Raw genomic sequence first — 16,346 nt, 5'->3', positions numbered from 1 at the left:
TAAGACAGTTGCTCCCACAGGGATTTGTGGTGTCAGGGAGAAATTCATCGGGCATAAAAAACGGGAGGCTTTGAGGGCCTCCCGTTTTTTTGTGTTGCCGGTGCAATCACTTCGCCTGGTAAATGATCCCCGGACTGCACTGAACCATCTGGTAATGATCCGGCAAACCGTTCAGCGCTTCGGACGCGCCAAGGAACAGGTACCCGCCCGGCTTCAGCGTGCTGTGAATGCGCAACAGGATGTCTTTCTTCACCTCGGCGGAGAAGTAGATCAGCACGTTGCGGCAGAACACGATGTCGAACTTGCCCAGACTGGCGTAGCTGTCGAGCAGGTTGAACGAGCGGAATTCCACCCGGTTCTTGATCGGCGCCTTGATCACCCAGCGCCCCGGCCCTTTCGGGTCGAAGTAACGCTGCAGACGATCGGCGGACAAACCGCGACCGATGGCCAGGCTGTCGTACTCGCCGGTCTTGCAGTTGGTCAGCATGCTGCCGGACAGGTCGGTGGCAACGATCTGCACGCCCATCTTCAACTGACCGAGGTTGCTGCGCTCGAACTCGTCGATCGACATCGACAGCGAATACGGTTCCTGACCCGACGAGCATGCCGCCGACCAGATCCGCAGACGCTGGTTGGGGCTGGCCTTGATCGCCTCGGGCAGCACCTTGTTCTTCAAGACTTCAAACGGATAGGTGTCGCGAAACCACAAGGTTTCGTTGGTCGTCATGGCATCGACCACCTGCTCGCGCAAACCGCTGCGCGGCTGGGTCTGGATGCGCTGTACCAGCTCACCCAGGGACTTGATGCCTTGCTGCTCCATCAGTTTGTTGAGACGGCTCGAGACCAGGTACTGCTTGTTTTCACCGAGCAAAATGCCACAGGCTTTTTCCAGGAAGACCCGGAACTGTTCGAAATCCAAATTACCCGTAGACAATGATGCCGCCTCTTAAATCGTGTTGACCGCCAGGGGCAGAAGGCCCCTAGCTGATATCTGCTGCTTTGATCCGGTCGACCACCCGGGATGCCAGGTCATCAGGACGGAATTTGGCCAGAAAGTCATCGGCACCGACTTTCTTGACCATCGCCTGATTGAATACCCCCGACAACGAAGTATGCAGGATGATATGAAGCTTTTGCATGCGTGGATCGCTGCGGATTTCCGCCGTCAGGGTGTACCCGTCCATCTCCGGCATCTCGATGTCGGAAATCATCATCAGGAACTCTTCTTCCGGCTTCTTGCCCTCATCGACCAGCTTGCGCAGGTAGTCCAGCGCCTGCTTGCCATCGTTCAGCGCCACCACTTCGACCCCGACCGTCTGCAGGCAGCGCGTGACCTGCTTGCGCGCCACCGACGAGTCATCGACCGTCAGCACCCGCAGCGACAACGCCTTGCTCTGGGTCTCGACATCGACCACGCCGACCGAAATCGCTTCCGGCGTCGGCGCGACTTCCGCCAGCACCTTCTCGACATCGATGATTTCGACTAACTGATTGTCGACTCGAGTCACAGCGGTCAGGTAATGATCGCGACCCGTGCCCTTGGGCGGCGGATGGATCTCTTCCCAGTTCATGTTGACGATGCGCTCCACCGAGCGAACCAGGAAACCCTGGGTCTTGGTGTTGTACTCCGTGATGATCACGAACGGACTGTTCTTGTCTTTCAACGCCCCGGAACCGGTCGCCATTGCCAGATCAAGGATCGGAATGGTCGCCCCCCGGATATTCGCCACCCCGCACACGACAGGACTGGACTTGGGCATCAACGTCAGCGACGGGCATTGCAGCACTTCCCGCACCTTGAACACGTTGATTCCGTAGAGCTGTTGACCGTCGAGACGGAACAACAACAGCTCCAGGCGATTCTGCCCTACCAGTTGCGTGCGCTGGTTCACCGAATCCATTACACCAGCCATGCCCAGACTCCTACACCAACGCCAAGTGTTGTTGCGACGCACATTCATTGCTAAACGGCACGGCGCTTGCTTTTTAACTCGTATGAACGCTCAAACGACATTTTTCCGACGCCTGACCTCCCGCACCCGCAAAGCGCTGTGCGCGACGTCTGCCGTCTGCTTGTTTTTCGCTGGCAGCCCTGCCGGTGCTGATACGGTTACCTTGCCTGACATGCTTATCGGCGTCACTCAGGGCTTTCTTGAGTTCACCGTAGAAGACTATCTGGCTACCAGTCAAACGGAAGGCCGCTACGAGATCGAGGTCAACCAGCTCGACCCGCGTATGCGCATGCCTATGTGCGACAAGGAATTGACAGCGTCGCTGGAGAGTCCTGCACGTCCGCTGGGCCGGGTTACGGTCAAGGTCCGGTGCGAAGGAAGCTCGCCGTGGACGGTGTTCGTGCCCGCTCAAGTCCGCCTGTTTCGCGAGATTGTCACCACCACCCGACCGCTGAAACGCGCCGGCATTATCGAGCCGCAAGACGTGACCTTGCGTGAACGCGACATCAGCCAGATCAATCAGGGTTTTCTGACGTCGGTGGATGAAGCCATCGGGCAGAAATTAACCCGACCAACGGTAGCCGATCAGGTGATTACTCTGGTGCATCTGGAACAGGCAGAAGTGGTGCGCAAGGGCGATCAGGTGGTCATCATCGCCCGCAGCGGCACACTCGCCGTGCGCATGCCCGGTGAAGCCCTGGCCAACGGCGGTTTGAAAGATCAGATCCGAGTGAAAAACCTCAATTCCAACCGGGTAATCAAGGCGCAGGTCATCGCGCCGGGCCAAGTGGAAGTCGCCATGTAAAACGCTCGAGCAGAAAACTGGCGCCAGCCCCGACGCTTCCCTAAACTGTGCCGCAGCAGGACACGCTTCGGCACATGCAGCTCATTGCAAAGTGAGCCTAAAGTTTTCCAGGGAATGGCCGAGAACATGGCAAGCGTCCAAATTCCCAGAGGTTTTTAACATGGTCATCGATTTCAGCCGTTTGAACAGCTCCTCGTCACTTACGGGCAGTACGCGTACCAGCAACGCCAAGGAAACCGCCGAAACCGGCACCTCCGCGCCGCTGAATACCCAGGCCGAAACGGCCGGTACCGCAAAAAGCGGGGAATCGGTACACCTCAGCAATGAGGCTCAACAGTTGCAGAAGGTCACTGACAAGCTGCGCGATCAGCCTGCCGTCGACAAAGCCCGCGTGGCCGAGTTGAAAGCAGCGATTGCCGATGGCAGCTACAAGGTCGACAGCAACCGTGTAGCCAGCAAACTGCTCAACTTCGAAGCCCAGCGCTAGGCTTTTGCCGGCGCCAGGCTTTTGGACGCTTAGAACCCAAGGCCAGCCATGCACGACACTAATTTATTGCAACTGATCACCGACGACTTTGCTCCAGCTCAACAATTGCTGGAGTTGCTGCAAACCGAGTCCCTCGCCTTGCACGGTCGCGACATGCCTCTGCTCGAAGATATTCTGGCGCGCAAACAGGCATTGATCATTCTGCTTGAACAGCATGGCCGCAAGCGCAGCGAAATCCTTGCCAGCCTCAACCTGCCGCTCGACCGCCAGGGCCTGGAGCAATTGGCCAGCCAGTCGAGCATTGGCGACCAGTTGCTGTCCCAAAGCGATGTGCTGACCGACCTGATTGCCCAGTGCCAGGCGGCCAACGTCAAGAACGGCCAATCGATCCAGATCCAGCAGGCCGCTACGGCCAATCAGCTGAAAATCCTCACCGGGGGCGAACCGCCAGCGCTGTATGACGCCTCGGGCACTTTCGCCAAACCCACCAAGCCGCGTACGCTCAGCCAGGCGTGAGCCATTCGATGTGCCTGCACTATCAACCCGCGAAACATGCTGGCAAAATGCTGGCTAGTCGTAGTCAAATTTTGTCTGGAGATTGAGAAAACGTGCCAAACGCCCTAAGCGCGGATGATACTCCGCAGCCACCAAAGGTGCTGACCACGCCCCTGGAAATCTCCAGCAACCTGCGCCAGCTGCAAGAAAGCCACGATCCGCTGATCATCACCTTCCATGAGCGCAGCCAGCGCTTCCAGAGCTACCTGATCAAGGTTGACCGGGAAACCGCGACGATTGCCCTGGACGAAATGATCCCGCGCGATGGCGAACGTTTTCTGCAGGCGGGCGAACCGTTCAAGGTCGAAGGCTTCCACGAAGGCGTGCGCATCGCCTGGGAATGCACCGGCACGCTGAACATCGAAGAATCCGACGGTGACCGCTTCTACACCGGTCAACTGCCAACCGAAGTGGTCTACCACCAGCGCCGTAATGCCTTTCGTGCCGCGTTGAAGCTGACCGATCTGGTCAGCGTCGAACTTGGCGGCGAAAAACTCAAGGCGCCGATCAACGGCAAACTGCTGGATATTTCCGCCACCGGGTGCAAGCTGCGCTTTGAAGGCGACATCACCGACCGCCTGCAACTGGGTCAGGTCTATGACCGCATGATCGCCACCCCACTGTTCGGCAATCAACCGATCTCGGTCGAGCTGCGCTACCTGCACTTCGAAGAAAAGCTCAACATCACCTTCGCCGGCTTGCGCTTCCACAACATCAGTGGCCAAGCGGCGCGCAACGTCGAGCGCTTCGTTTATCAACTGCAGCGTGAAGCACGCCGGTTCGATAAAGACGATCTGTGATTCGCACAGGCAAATAAAAAAGGGCAGTCCCTGGCGGGACTGCCCTTTTTTATGCCAAAAATCTTTCTGCCAGCAGCGGAAACCTGTGGCGAGGGAGCTTGCTCCCGCTGGGGCGCGAAGCACCCCCACCCCTTATCTGACAAGCGGGGCCTGCTGCGCAGTCCAGCGGGAGCAAGCTCCCTCGCCACCGTTACAGTGTCTGTTTCTGAATAGCCTCACCCTCATCCGACTCAGGGTCTGGCCCCACTGATGTCCGGTGTCGGTTTATCGCCCTCATCAGCCGGATCAGGTTCGGCCACTGCTTCAGGCTGCACTTCGGGCTCTGGCTCCGGCGTAACCGTGGTCTGCATCTGCTCCTGCACCACCTGCTCATCCACCCGCGGATCGAGCGCGGCCACCAGCGGCGAGCTGGACATGCTGTCGGGCATCGCCACGTGATGCAGCGGTGCGTCGTCGACCTGATGCAGATTGGTCACCGCTTTCGGCCGAATGCGCCACACCAGCACCAACGCAAAGAAGCTAAAGAACGCGTACAAACTCTGACTGCCGAACAGCTTCATCAGCACGCCCGCCAGCAGCGGACCGATACTCGCGCCGACCCCGTAGGTCACCAGCAGCATCGCCGTCAGCGACACCCGGCGATCGCCCTCGACATGGTCGTTGGAGAACGCCACCGCCAGCGGATACAGGCAGAACTGCACCAACGAACAAAGGAAGCCGACCACGAACAGCACCTCAAGCGGCACCTGCGGCAAGATCGCCAACGGCAACGCCGCCACCGCGAGGAATCCGGCAAAACAACGAATCAGCAGCGCTCGGTCATAACGGTCGGATAACCAGCCCAACGGCCACTGCACCAGCAGTCCGGCAAAAATGCAGCTACCCATGAACAGACCGACCTGCTCGGTCGACAGCCCCTGCTGCGACGCATACAGCGGCGCCAGACCGTAGAACGAGCCGATGATCAGGCCTGCGCCGAGCACCGTGCTCAACGACTGCGGCACGCGCTTGATAAAGAAGCGCGGCTCCATCGGTGCCGGATGCAGCGGCGCCGGGTGAATCCGTCGGGTCAGCGCCACCGGCACCAGGCACAGGGCAAAACACAGCGCGACCAGCATCAGCAGCTCCAACCCCAGGCCCGGGTGCATGACCAGAATCAACTGACCGAGCACCAGCCCCAAGTAAGAAGCGATCATGTAACCGCTGAACACCAGCCCGCGCTGATTGGCGTCGGCCTGCTCGTTGAGCCAGCTCTCGATCACCATGTACTGACACATCATGCCCAGACCGACGATGGTCCGCAGCACCAGCCACGCCGGCAGCCAGTCCACCAGGCCATGCCCGAGCACCGCCGCGCCGACGATCCCGGCACACGCCGAATACGCTCGAATGTGTCCGACACGGGCGATCAAGCGGTGACCGATCTTGCCGCCCAGCACCAGGCCGAAATAGTTGGCCGCCATCAGCGCACCCACCCACAGCCCATCGACATGGTCAGCAGCCAGGCGCAATGCCAGGTAAGTAGAAAGAAGGCCCGAGCCGATCAACATCATCAGCGAGGCGAAATACAGCGCTCGAAAGGATTTCCAGATTTGGCGCATCGGCGTTCCGAGCGGCTCCTTGCAGTGAGTATCGGGCTATCCAAACGATAGCCCGATGGCGACAGTTCGTCAGGCCTGGGCTGCTAGAACACGCCGTTCCCAGGGAGTGATTTCATCAAAGAAGCTGGTCAACTCCATGGTCTTCGAAGCGATGTAGCCTTCGATGAACTCCTGTCCGAACAGTTCCCTGGCCAATTGGCTACGTTTCAGACGCTCGAGCGCGGCATGCAAGGTACACGGCAGCGAAAGATTGTCCGGCACTTCGAATTCGCCCTGAATCGCCGCGCTCGGCTCCAGCTCATGTTCGATCCCGTGCAAGCCGGCGGCCAGACTTGCGGCAATCGCCAGATACGGGTTGGCATCGGCGCCAGGCAACCGGTTTTCCACGCGTCGAGCCACTGGCGAACTGGCCGGAATGCGCAACCCTGCGGCGCGGTTGTCATGGGACCAGCAGGCATTGTTGGGCGATGCATACGGGTGACACAGACGCTGATAGGAGTTCACGTTCGGCGCAAACAGCGCGGTGAAATCGGCCATGGCCGCCTGCTGTCCGCCGATGAAGTGGCGGAACATCGCCGTCGGCTGGCCATTTTCGTCGCTGAACACATTCTTGCCGGTCGCGATCTCGACGACGCTCTGGTGAATGTGCATCGAACTGCCCGGTGTGTGCGCCAGCGGCTTGGCCATGCACACCACGTTCAGACCATGCTTGAGCGCGACTTCCTTGAGCAGGTGTTTGAACAGGAAGGTCTGGTCGGCCAGCAACAGCGGATCACCGTGCAGCAGATTGATCTCGAACTGGCTGACGCCCATTTCATGCATGAAGGTATCGCGCGGCAGACCGAGGGCCGCCATGCATTTATAGACTTCGCTGAAGAACGGCCGCAGACCGTTATTGGAACTGACGCTGAACGCCGACTGCCCATCCTCGCGGCGCCCGTCGAGGCCGACTGGCGGACGGAACGGCTGGGTCGGATCGGTGTTCGGCGCGAAGACAAAGAATTCCAGCTCGGTCGCCACCACCGGCGCCAAGCCACGTGCGGCGTAACGGGCGATGACTTTCTTCAGTTGACCACGGGTCGACAGGTTTGAGCTTTCGCCGCTCAGTTCGTCAGCATCGCAGATGGCCAGGGCGCGTGGCTCGTCGCTCCATGGCAAGGGATGAATCATGCTCGGCTCGGCGACCAGCGCCAGATCGCCGTCATCGCTGCCGTAAAAGCGAGCCGGCGGATAACCGCCCATGATGCATTGCAGCAGCACCCCCCGCGCCATCTGCAAACGCCGCCCTTCGAGGAAACCCTCGGCGGTCATCACCTTGCCGCGCGGCACGCCGTTCAAATCCGGCGTGACACATTCAATCTCATCAATGCCGGTCAGTCGCTGCGCGAGTGAACGCTGGCCATCGGTTGTCATGACGCAATCCTTGTTATTGTGCGAGCCGCGAACGGCGACCCGTACAAAATAGGCTCCGGCTGTTCGGAATATCAAGCAGCGTCAAACAAAAACCCGAGTCACGGCAGGTAAAGGCTGAACACCCCGCCCCCCAATGGCCCGCCATTACGAATTTCGGTGTGCCCGACCACGCCGTTGCGCTGATGCAACGCAGCAATGCGGTTGGCGAAATACAGGCCCAGACCCGTGCTGCCGCTGCTGTGATTGATGCCCTGCACGTAATCCGCCTGACGCTCGAGCATCCCGGCCGGGTAACCGTCACCGTCATCATTGATGCTCAACACCAACTGCCCGGCTTCGTCGCTGACAGTGATCAGCAGCGACTCGCGGGCATAACGAATGGCGTTGTTGATGCAGTTGCCCAACACCGACGCAACCAACTCACGATCGAAGAAACCCAGCGGGCTCAGCGGATCGACTTCATAGGTGGCGATAATCCCGCGACTGGCGAACACCTCTTGGTGCGATGCCAGTTGCGCCTCGATGAAATCATCCAGCTCGTGATACGCCGGTTGCAGCGGCAACTGGTTGACGCCGAGCTTGTACAGCCCAAGCAACTGCACCAGCATGCCGTTGAGGTGGGCAAACTCGAAGTCGATCACGCCCTGCTCCGCCCCTCCACGCTGCCCCTCGGGCAAACGCGCCAACCACTGGCTATGGGCCTGCGTCAGCATCGCCAGCGAGTTCTTCATGTCGTGAACGGTGGAGGCGATCACCGTGGAAAAATCCAGCGCCTGCTCGTCTTGGTTCATTCGCCAAACGCCTTGCTTTTCAGCTTCTGATAACGCGCATAACGCGCGTCGGTGTCGGGCATCAGGCCGACCATTTTCAGGCAGGCCCGACATTCTTCCAGTTCCGCCGACGGCACACTGGTGTCGGTGCCGTGCAGCAGAGACTGGGCCATGTTCAGCGCGATACTGATGTTCTTCGGTTGCATCTTCAGCGCCTTGCGGAACACCTCGCGGGCTTCCACCAGGTTGCCGGTCTTGTACACGCGCACACCCTGCCGGTTGAGGTCGGCAACAGCGTTGCTCGAACTGAGGATAGTCGGGTCGTCGGTGAGCTTGGCGATGTCTTTCATCACCGCCGGATCGTCACCGTAGATCTCCGCACAGCTCTTGAGCATCGAAGTGCCCGCCTCGGCCTGACCAAGCATCTGCAATTGCTTGGCGACCAGCAGCGCCGCTTCAGGGCTCATGAACTGCTCCATGCCGTCGAGGCGCATCAGCGCTTGTTCGGTGAGCTTGTCGGCGGTTTCGGCATCGTTGAGCAACAGACTGGTGGCCTTCATCAGGCGCGCACGGATCTGCAGGCCCGGGTCCGACGGGTTCTCTTTGGCGACGGCGCTGAGCGTGGTGTTAATCTCCAGCCGCGTGCGCGTATCGAGACCGCGTTCACTGCCCTTGCTGATCAAGGCATGGGCCAGGCCAAGATTGCTTTCCGGGTCCTTGAAGCGCGACTGCGCCCCCTGCGCCACCGCCTGCCGATAGGCCCGGGACGCGGTGTCGAAATCTTCGTTGGCCATCGCCAGCTTGCCGAGCAACGCTTGCCGGCGCACCGCCAGCGGCGACAAGCGAATCGCCTCTTCCAGCACCCGCTGCGCGCCTTTGGTATCGCCCTCGGCGACCAGCACATCGGCCATGCCGTCGTACAGCGCCGGCATCATCGGGAACACTTTCAGCGCTTTTTCGTAAACACCTTTGGCCTGCGCCACTTGCCCACGCTTGAACAGCAACTTGCCCAGCCCGGCAAACGCCCACGGCAACGGCCGGTCAGCGATGATGCTGTCATAGAGGCGTTCGAGCGCTTCGTTCTGGTTCATGTCGCGCAGCGCATCGGCGCGATAACGCAGGCACAGCGGCGAATAACGGATGTCCTGCTTGCACAGCGCAATGCAGGCATTGAGCACCTCAACCGGCTTGCCGCGATCAAGGGCTTGCAGAATCGGTTTGAGCAACGTTTTGCGCTGCTCCAGACGCTCCAGGCGCTGGGCCAGACCGGAGCGGTTGAACGGCTTGGTCAGGTAAGCATCCGGCTCGTGCTCCAGGGCGCTGAGCACCATGGCCTGACTGGTCTCGGCCGTGACCATGACAAACACCGCTTCATGGCTGATGAGCTTTTCCGACATCAGGTCTTCCAGCACCTGCTGCCCGTTCTTCTTGCCGTCGCCGAGATGGAAATCCTGCAGGATGAAATCATAGGACTTCTGCGCACACATCTTCAGCGCCTGCTCGCCGGTATCAGCGGTGTCCACATCCTTGACCCCCAGCTCGCGCAGCATAGAACGTACGGAACTGCGGAAATCCGAGAAATCATCGACGATCAGAAAACTCTTTTGGTGATACGACAGCATCGAGGATTTCCAGGCAATTGAAGTAGGTGAACCGGGGGCGTTTTCACAGGCGCACTGATGATAGCTGGAGGCCAAATGCTATCAAGCGATTTCGCGCGAGTCTGAGGTCGCCGAAGGAGTTATCGGCAAGGAGTGGGGTTCTCTGAAGTGGAGGGGTTCAAGATTCCTTGTGCAGCGATTACCCTGCGCGCCGGGTCATCTTTTCACTACAGGGTTTATCTCGTGTACATCAAAGGACGTTGCATCGTGTCCGCCTGTGCGCTGCTGTTTTTCCAGCAGGCAATGGCGGGCGGAATGGATTGTGCGAACGCAGCGAGTGCCGTGGAGAAGGCTGTTTGTGCGGATAAAGGGTTGTATGCGCTGGATGCGCAGATGGGTGCGGCTTATCGGGAGTTGATGAAGATCTCCGGTGATCAGCAATCTGAACTCAAGCGCACACAACGGTTGTGGCTCAAGACACGTAATCAGTGCGAAGCGGATATTGCTTGCCTTGAACAAAGTTATCGTGATCGGCTGAAGTTATTACAGGCGCAGCAGATGGATGCCATTGCGCACAGAACGACCGGCATCGACAAACAGGTTCTGGAAGATCTGCAATGCAGCATTCAGGCGGCCAGCGAGGGCGGCAATCGCGAGGTGGCGGTTGAACGAGTGCTGGCTTCACTGGCTTTCAACTCTGAAGAGACATCGTTTTCAGGCGACTCCGACAAAGAAAACCCCAGCGAGCTAACGCACTTTCCATCTTCGATTCCCAAAGGCGTTACACCGGATGAATGGAAGGCATTGACCGCCACCGAAATCGACGCGGCAGCAGAAACCGGTCAAACCTCCTACTCGTTGCTGGACATGGACGGCGACGGGCAACGAGACATGATCGTCCAGACTTACGCCGGTGGCACCGGCATGTTTACCTACGTGGAAACATGGCGCCGAGACGGTGACCATTTTGTCAAAAGGTCTCCTGAGCCTGAAAGCGCGCTGTTCTATACCAATGATCGCGGAGCCAACCAATCGGCGTACTGGATCAAGGCTCGGGGTAATATTTACCTCGCCTACCGCAACGGTGCCTACGGCGTTGATCACATCTACTTGCTCAATCCGCTGAAGATCAACCGTGAAGTTCCCACCGTGACGGTGCGATATAGCTACTACTTGAACGTGCCCACCACCCAACACAAGGATGACGGCGCCAGCACCTTTGAGTTGGAACCTGATCTGCGGCTTACGCTCAATCAGGCAATCACCAAGGCGAACGAAGCACGCCCCCACAAACCGGACACTCAGCGCACGCCTCTTTGCCCGATTCCTGCAACAGGTGCAGGCGAGCGCGATTACTACAGCTACGGCCCGGTTCATTACACGGTGGAAGATGTTTTCGACCTGCCGGTGATTATCGGTAACGAATGCTACATCGGAAAACTGGTTGACTGGTTTGGCAGCTACGACGAAAAACATGGCTTGTTTGCACAACTGGCACTGCGAAAACCGGACGTTGATGCAGATGGGCGCAGTTACGAGGTCAACGGGCGCCGGCATGTGATCGAAGTCAGCACCTCAATTGGCAAGGCCGACGGCGGAGCACTGAACTGAGCCACTTATTACGAGCATGAAAAAGCCCCGCCAGATCATCCTGTGCGGGGCTTTTTTCGAACCGTTGCAAGGCTCTGAATAATGGTGTCCCAGGGCAGGTTCGAACTGCCAACCTTCCCCTTAGGAGGGGGATGCTCTATCCAATTGAGCTACTGAGACACTGAGTTGTCGCGGCCGGACACGGCGCGACGGACGGCGTGCATGTTAACGGCCAGCCCTTGATTTGTCATGTCGTCCATGGGTTTTTTAAGTGTAGGCAGGCGCCTTGCAATGCTGCGGGAACATTTACCGTGCAATTTGCATTGCCGCAAAAAGCCCTCATTGCAGATTGCAACCCGACACTTGGTAAAAACCCTTCCAAATGCTTGTTTTTAAAGGACTTCACAGCGGTTAGACTGTTGGCACGCCGGGTGCTTTGTCTGTTCGTATAACAGAACAAACGGAGTCCGCCCCATGAACAGCACTCTCTTGCTTGCAAACGCAATCGCACTGGCGGTTTTGGTTGGCTTTCATTTTGTTCCAGAGCGTGCTGAACCGGTGGCTCAGCGTATGCCGCATTACTTACAGGTGCAGAGAGCGCCGCAGTTGGCGGTGCTGAGCGATCAGGGCGACTTCGCGGCGCAGGCAGTCAATGAGCCTGAGCAAGCACTGCCGACGCGCGACACCGAACGTCTGGTTTTTTGAAATATCTTCAGGAGTACAGCATGTCCAAATCAGCCGCAGGATTTCTGATCCTCGCCTTATTGACTGGCGTTGTGCATTTTTCGCTGTTCGAGGAAACCGAAGTCACCCTGCCGCTGATTGGCTGCGGCGTGTTTGCAGTGTTGTTTGTGCTGGCCCTGGTGGCCGGGCGCAAGATCAAGTTTGATCCGGTACTGCGTTAAGCCGGATCAAGTCCAGCAGTTGCTTGACGGCGGCTGCCAAGTCGCCCGAATTGTCGATCAGATGCACGGGCAAGTCAGTGGCCCTTCTATCCTTGAACTGCGCATTGCGCGCCAGCCTCGCATCAATCTGCTCAGGTGTTTCCCGGCCGCGCCTGAGCAGGCGTTCACGCAAAACCTCATCTTTGACCGTCAGCAGCACCGGCAGCAATGTCGGATAGCGCTCATGCGCCTGACGCAAATTGGCCCGTGAGCCATTTACCAGCACGGATCGCCCTGCACGCAACCGTTCATCCATTTCTGCCGGAATCCCATAAGCCAGCCCATTGGCGTGCCAGGAAAGCGAGAAATCCCCGACCTGCTGACGTCGTTCGAATTCTTCGGGCGTTACGCCGATGGCATCCTCTCCCACCGATTCCGCTGATCGGGTAATCACCCTGCGGATGATTTCGCAGTTCAACTGGCGCAATGGCTCACGCGCGGCCTCGATCAGGCTGTCCTTGCCTGAACCGGAAGGTCCCATCAGATAAATAAGCCTGCCATCCATCCTGAAAACGCCCTCCAATGGGGGTTTGCCCTAGTAAATCGGCAAATTGCCACTATCCTGTACAAGTAGGGATCAAGGATTGAAAGCCGCATAGCATGCACGTTCTGACGTCTTCGGACATCAATAGATGTGCAACAGGAAGCGGCCAGTGATGCGGGCCAAGGCAAAGTTTTCAAACCAGTCCGCATTTCTGATAATTGGTGCTGGCATTACGCCTTTACCCAGCTCAATATTTGTCACAGAATTGACGCCAATGATCTGGCAATTTTGAGGCATGATGCGGGCCTCTTAACAATTCAGGTTGAACCATTTGGCGCGGATGCTTGTCCTATCACACATCCTGCGGCCAATCCCGAGAACCGCTCCCCTGAACTAACCGGTTAAATATATGCGCCCATTGAAACAGGCAATTTATTCCAGCCGTACGGCTGACAAGTTTGTCGTACGTCTGCCAGACGGAATGCGTGAACGCATTGCCGAGGTGGCTCGCAATCATCATCGCAGCATGAACTCCGAAATCATTGCGCGCCTTGAGCAGAGTCTTATTCAGGAAGGCGCACTGGGCGAAGAACTGAGCATGCGCCTGGACAGTCCGGAGCTGTCGCTGCACGAGCGTGAGCTGCTGCAACGCTTCCGTCAGCTGTCGCACCGTCAACAGAACGCTCTGGTGTCGCTGATTGCTCACGACGCCGAGATGGCCGCAGACGCGTCCTGAGTAACACCGAACATCTCAAGCCAGCTTAAGTGCTGGCTTTTTTTTGCCTGAAATCTACCCCCTCGCCACAGATCAATACACAAGCACAGATAACTATACAGGCACAAAAAAGCCCGCCATTTCGGCGGGCTTTTGCATGGTGGCGAATCAGAGCAGAAAGATCGTCGCCAACCCCAGGAAGATGAAGAAGCCACCGCTGTCCGTCATGGCCGTGATCATCACGCTGGCGCCCATCGCCGGGTCGCGGCCCATCTTGGCCAGTGTCATTGGGATCAACACCCCCATCAGCGCCGCGAGCAGCAGGTTGAGGGTCATCGCCGCCGTCATCACCACGCCCAGCGACCAACTGCCATAAAGCAGGTAGGCGACCACACCGATCACCCCGCCCCAGACCAGACCGTTGATCAACGCGACCGCCAGCTCCTTGCGCATCAGGCGCGAGGTGTTGCCGGTGCTGACCTGGTCCAGCGCCATGGCGCGCACGATCATGGTAATCGTCTGGTTACCGGAGTTACCCCCGATACCCGCCACGATCGGCATCAGCGCCGCCAGCGCCACCAGCTTCTCGATCGAGCCTTCGAACAGACCGATCACCCGCGACGCGACAAAGGCAGTGATCAGGTTGATTGCCAGCCACGCCCAACGGTTGCGCAGGGATTTCCAGACGGAGGCGAAGATGTCTTCCTCTTCGCGCAGACCCGCCATGTTGAGGACTTCGCTTTCGCTCTCCTCACGAATCAGGTCGACCATTTCGTCGATGGTCAGACGGCCGATCAGTTTGCCGTTCTTGTCGACCACCGGGGCCGAGATCAAGTCGTAACGCTCGAACGCCTGAGCAGCGTCATAGGCGTCCTCGTCCGGATGAAAACTCACCGGATCGCTGGCCATGACTTCAGCAACCTGTTTCTCGGGGTCGTTGACCAGCAGACGCTTGATCGGCAGTACGCCCTTGAGCACGCCGTCGTAATCGACCACGAACAATTTGTCGGTGTGGCCCGGCAGTTCCTTGAGACGACGCAGGTAACGCAAAACCACTTCGAGGCTGACGTCCTCACGAATGGTCACCATCTCGAAGTCCATCAGCGCACCGACCTGCTCCTCGTCATAGGACAAGGCCGAACGCACGCGCTCGCGTTGCTGCTGGTCGAGCGTTTCCATCAGCTCATGGACGACGTCTCGCGGCAGCTCGGAGGCCAGGTCAGCAAGTTCGTCGGCGTCCATGTCCTTGGCCGCAGCCAGGAGCTCGTGATCGTCCATGTCGGCGATCAGCGTTTCACGAACGGAATCGGATACTTCGAGAAGAATGTCGCCGTCGCGATCAGCCTTGACCAGCTGCCAGAGCGTCAGACGGTCGTCCAGCGGCAGGGCTTCAAGGATGTAGGCAACGTCGGCGGAGTGCAGATCATCGAGTTTGCGTTGCAGTTCGACGAGGTTCTGCCGGTGAACCAGGTTCTCGACCCGGTCGTGATGCGCGCCTTCCTGGCGATGAGTCAGGTCTTCGACGACCTTTTGGCGCTGCAGCAGCTCAACCACCTGAGCCAGGCGATCCTGCAGGCTTTCCTGTGTTTTCTTTACTTCGATTTCGGACATAGGCGAACTCCACTCCCAGCAGCGGGGCACGCCGGAAGGATCAATCAGTCAATTCATGATTGGTGAAACGGGCTACTGAGTAACTACTGGGTAAGTCCATGGAGGTTTTCCATAAGCCCCGGCGGGGCTGACGGGCGCAATGATACACCGCCTGACGGTTTTAAACGTTAAAAAATCGCGGTCGAAACAAGTGCTTGCGCGACAAAGTTGAGCGCTGTCCTGACCCGTGCAGATGCGACGACTCATCTTGAAAAGAAAACACACCGGCGTTGAAAAATGTAGCGACTACCCTTGAGCGTAGACCGTCACGGAGGACGTCGAATGCTATCCAGAACATCCCGTTTTGTAGTCGCCAGCCTGCTCTGCCTGCCACCCGCCGGGGCCGCTACCACCCTTCACCGATGCGAAGCGCCCGACGGCGGCATCACCTTCACCAGCCTGAGTTGTGCCAACGATGAGCAGCTCTCGGTGCAGCAGGTTCACCCTTACATGCCCGGCTCCGTCGTGCCGATCATGCCGGAACACAATCACGAAGAAATATCCGGTATGACAATCAAGGGACGTGAACCAGGCATCGTTGGCCGCCTGGAGGACAAATGCGGCAACCTGATCAATGCCAGGCAGCGCCGCGAAGCGATCATCAATCGTCGCGTTATCGCCGGAATGAGCCAGCGGGATGTCGAGAGCGCTCTCGGCAAACCGGACAAGGTGAATATTCGAACGTCGACAACGAGCTATCGCTATGACCTGAAACGAGGCCGTAGTGCTCAAGTCGATTTTGATGAGAGGGGATGCGTGAAAGGAAAAACCAAATCGCAGACAACAAAAAGCCCGCGTTAAACGCGGGCTTCTTGAATATGGTGCACTCGACAGGATTCGAACCTGTGACCGCTCGGTTCGTAGCCGAGTACTCTATCCAGCTGAGCTACGAGTGCATTTTGTGTTTTTAAACCAGACCACAACTGGCTGAAGCCAAGTTACCTGCATCACTGCAACTAACTCTTAAATGGTGCACTCG

The 16,346-nt window shown here is 58.2% G+C and carries 17 protein-coding genes and 2 tRNA genes; 9 read left to right on the top strand and 10 right to left on the bottom strand.

The window, feature by feature from the left end; genetic code table 11:
- Positions 1-106: 106 nt before the first annotated feature.
- Positions 107-934, bottom strand: coding sequence for a protein-glutamate O-methyltransferase CheR (gene cheR, locus OC71_RS24655; RefSeq protein WP_007963053.1), 828 nt, complete (start codon positions 932-934; stop codon positions 107-109).
- A gap of 46 nt (positions 935-980) precedes the next feature.
- Positions 981-1,913 (bottom strand): chemotaxis protein CheV, encoded by a 933-nt coding sequence (locus OC71_RS24650; RefSeq protein WP_041074300.1) that lies wholly within the window; start codon positions 1,911-1,913, stop codon positions 981-983.
- A gap of 82 nt (positions 1,914-1,995) precedes the next feature.
- On the opposite strand from OC71_RS24650, the gene flgA reads away from it, so the two are divergent.
- From flgA to OC71_RS24630, 4 genes are all read left to right on the top strand, one after another.
- A complete protein-coding gene (gene flgA / locus OC71_RS24645; protein ID WP_084234295.1) occupies positions 1,996-2,757 on the top strand; it encodes a flagellar basal body P-ring formation chaperone FlgA in 762 nt (253 codons plus the stop codon).
- A 160-nt stretch (positions 2,758-2,917) separates the two neighbouring features.
- The gene (gene flgM / locus OC71_RS24640; protein WP_041074296.1) at positions 2,918-3,244 is read left to right on the top strand and encodes a flagellar biosynthesis anti-sigma factor FlgM; all 327 of its coding nucleotides are present in this window, start codon (positions 2,918-2,920) and stop codon (positions 3,242-3,244) included.
- A gap of 48 nt (positions 3,245-3,292) precedes the next feature.
- The gene (locus tag OC71_RS24635) at positions 3,293-3,760 is read left to right on the top strand and encodes a flagella synthesis protein FlgN (protein WP_027612275.1); all 468 of its coding nucleotides are present in this window, start codon (positions 3,293-3,295) and stop codon (positions 3,758-3,760) included.
- Between the two features lie 92 nt (positions 3,761-3,852).
- Entirely contained in the window at positions 3,853-4,599 is a 747-nt protein-coding gene (locus tag OC71_RS24630) for a flagellar brake protein (protein WP_041074294.1), read from the top strand.
- Between the two features lie 230 nt (positions 4,600-4,829).
- On the opposite strand, the gene OC71_RS24625 is transcribed toward OC71_RS24630, so the two are convergent.
- From OC71_RS24625 to OC71_RS24610, 4 genes are all read right to left on the bottom strand, one after another.
- Positions 4,830-6,200: an MFS transporter gene (locus OC71_RS24625; protein WP_041074292.1), complete on the bottom strand. Its 1,371-nt coding sequence runs from the start codon at positions 6,198-6,200 to the stop codon at positions 4,830-4,832.
- Positions 6,201-6,269: 69 nt separating this feature from the next.
- Positions 6,270-7,511: a glutamine synthetase family protein gene (locus tag OC71_RS24620; protein ID WP_174377055.1), complete on the bottom strand. Its 1,242-nt coding sequence runs from the start codon at positions 7,509-7,511 to the stop codon at positions 6,270-6,272.
- A gap of 200 nt (positions 7,512-7,711) precedes the next feature.
- Positions 7,712-8,404, bottom strand: coding sequence for a sensor histidine kinase KdpD (locus tag OC71_RS24615; protein WP_041074288.1), 693 nt, complete (start codon positions 8,402-8,404; stop codon positions 7,712-7,714).
- Positions 8,401-10,005 carry a tetratricopeptide repeat-containing response regulator gene (locus tag OC71_RS24610; RefSeq protein WP_041074286.1) on the bottom strand — a complete coding sequence of 535 codons (1,605 nt, stop codon included), beginning with the start codon at positions 10,003-10,005 and terminating at the stop codon, positions 8,401-8,403. Before OC71_RS24610 ends, OC71_RS24615 begins: the two co-directional genes overlap by 4 nt.
- Positions 10,006-10,137: 132 nt before the next feature.
- Between OC71_RS24610 and OC71_RS24605 the strand changes: the two genes are divergently transcribed.
- On the top strand, positions 10,138-11,595 hold the full coding sequence (locus OC71_RS24605; RefSeq protein WP_256198941.1) for a lysozyme inhibitor LprI family protein: 1,458 nt from the start codon (positions 10,138-10,140) through the stop codon (positions 11,593-11,595).
- 82 nt (positions 11,596-11,677) lie between these two features.
- Here the strand turns inward: OC71_RS24605 and OC71_RS24600 are convergent.
- A tRNA-Arg gene (locus OC71_RS24600) sits at positions 11,678-11,754 on the bottom strand.
- 294 nt (positions 11,755-12,048) lie between these two features.
- Between OC71_RS24600 and OC71_RS24595 the strand changes: the two genes are divergently transcribed.
- Together OC71_RS24595 and OC71_RS24590 are read left to right on the top strand one after the other, a co-directional pair.
- On the top strand, positions 12,049-12,279 hold the full coding sequence (locus OC71_RS24595) for a hypothetical protein (protein WP_041074282.1): 231 nt from the start codon (positions 12,049-12,051) through the stop codon (positions 12,277-12,279).
- A gap of 20 nt (positions 12,280-12,299) precedes the next feature.
- Positions 12,300-12,479: a PA3371 family protein gene (locus OC71_RS24590; RefSeq protein WP_041074280.1), complete on the top strand. Its 180-nt coding sequence runs from the start codon at positions 12,300-12,302 to the stop codon at positions 12,477-12,479.
- Here OC71_RS24590 and phnN read toward each other — a convergent pair.
- A complete protein-coding gene (gene phnN, locus OC71_RS24585; protein WP_041074279.1) occupies positions 12,454-13,023 on the bottom strand; it encodes a phosphonate metabolism protein/1,5-bisphosphokinase (PRPP-forming) PhnN in 570 nt (189 codons plus the stop codon). The two genes, OC71_RS24590 and phnN, sit on opposite strands and share 26 nt — an antisense overlap.
- A gap of 388 nt (positions 13,024-13,411) precedes the next feature.
- On the opposite strand from phnN, the gene OC71_RS24580 reads away from it, so the two are divergent.
- Complete coding sequence (locus OC71_RS24580) at positions 13,412-13,738, top strand: Arc family DNA-binding protein (RefSeq protein WP_003178899.1); 327 nt, start codon at positions 13,412-13,414, stop codon at positions 13,736-13,738.
- Positions 13,739-13,885: 147 nt separating this feature from the next.
- Here the strand turns inward: OC71_RS24580 and mgtE are convergent, their stop codons facing one another.
- A complete protein-coding gene (gene mgtE, locus OC71_RS24575) occupies positions 13,886-15,328 on the bottom strand; it encodes a magnesium transporter (protein ID WP_007963078.1) in 1,443 nt (480 codons plus the stop codon).
- A 321-nt stretch (positions 15,329-15,649) separates the two neighbouring features.
- Between mgtE and OC71_RS24570 the strand changes: the two genes are divergently transcribed.
- Positions 15,650-16,168, top strand: coding sequence for a hypothetical protein (locus OC71_RS24570; RefSeq protein WP_041074276.1), 519 nt, complete (start codon positions 15,650-15,652; stop codon positions 16,166-16,168).
- Between the two features lie 18 nt (positions 16,169-16,186).
- Here OC71_RS24570 and OC71_RS24565 read toward each other — a convergent pair.
- Positions 16,187-16,263, bottom strand: a tRNA-Arg gene (locus OC71_RS24565).
- Between the last annotated feature and the right edge of the window lie 83 nt (positions 16,264-16,346).

It is taken from the genome of Pseudomonas sp. W15Feb9B (genome assembly GCF_000828175.1).
GTDB lineage: Bacteria > Pseudomonadota > Gammaproteobacteria > Pseudomonadales > Pseudomonadaceae > Aquipseudomonas > Aquipseudomonas parakoreensis.
The sequence above is the reverse complement of the archived record's forward strand: the minus strand, read 5'-3'. Positions and strand labels throughout refer to the sequence as shown.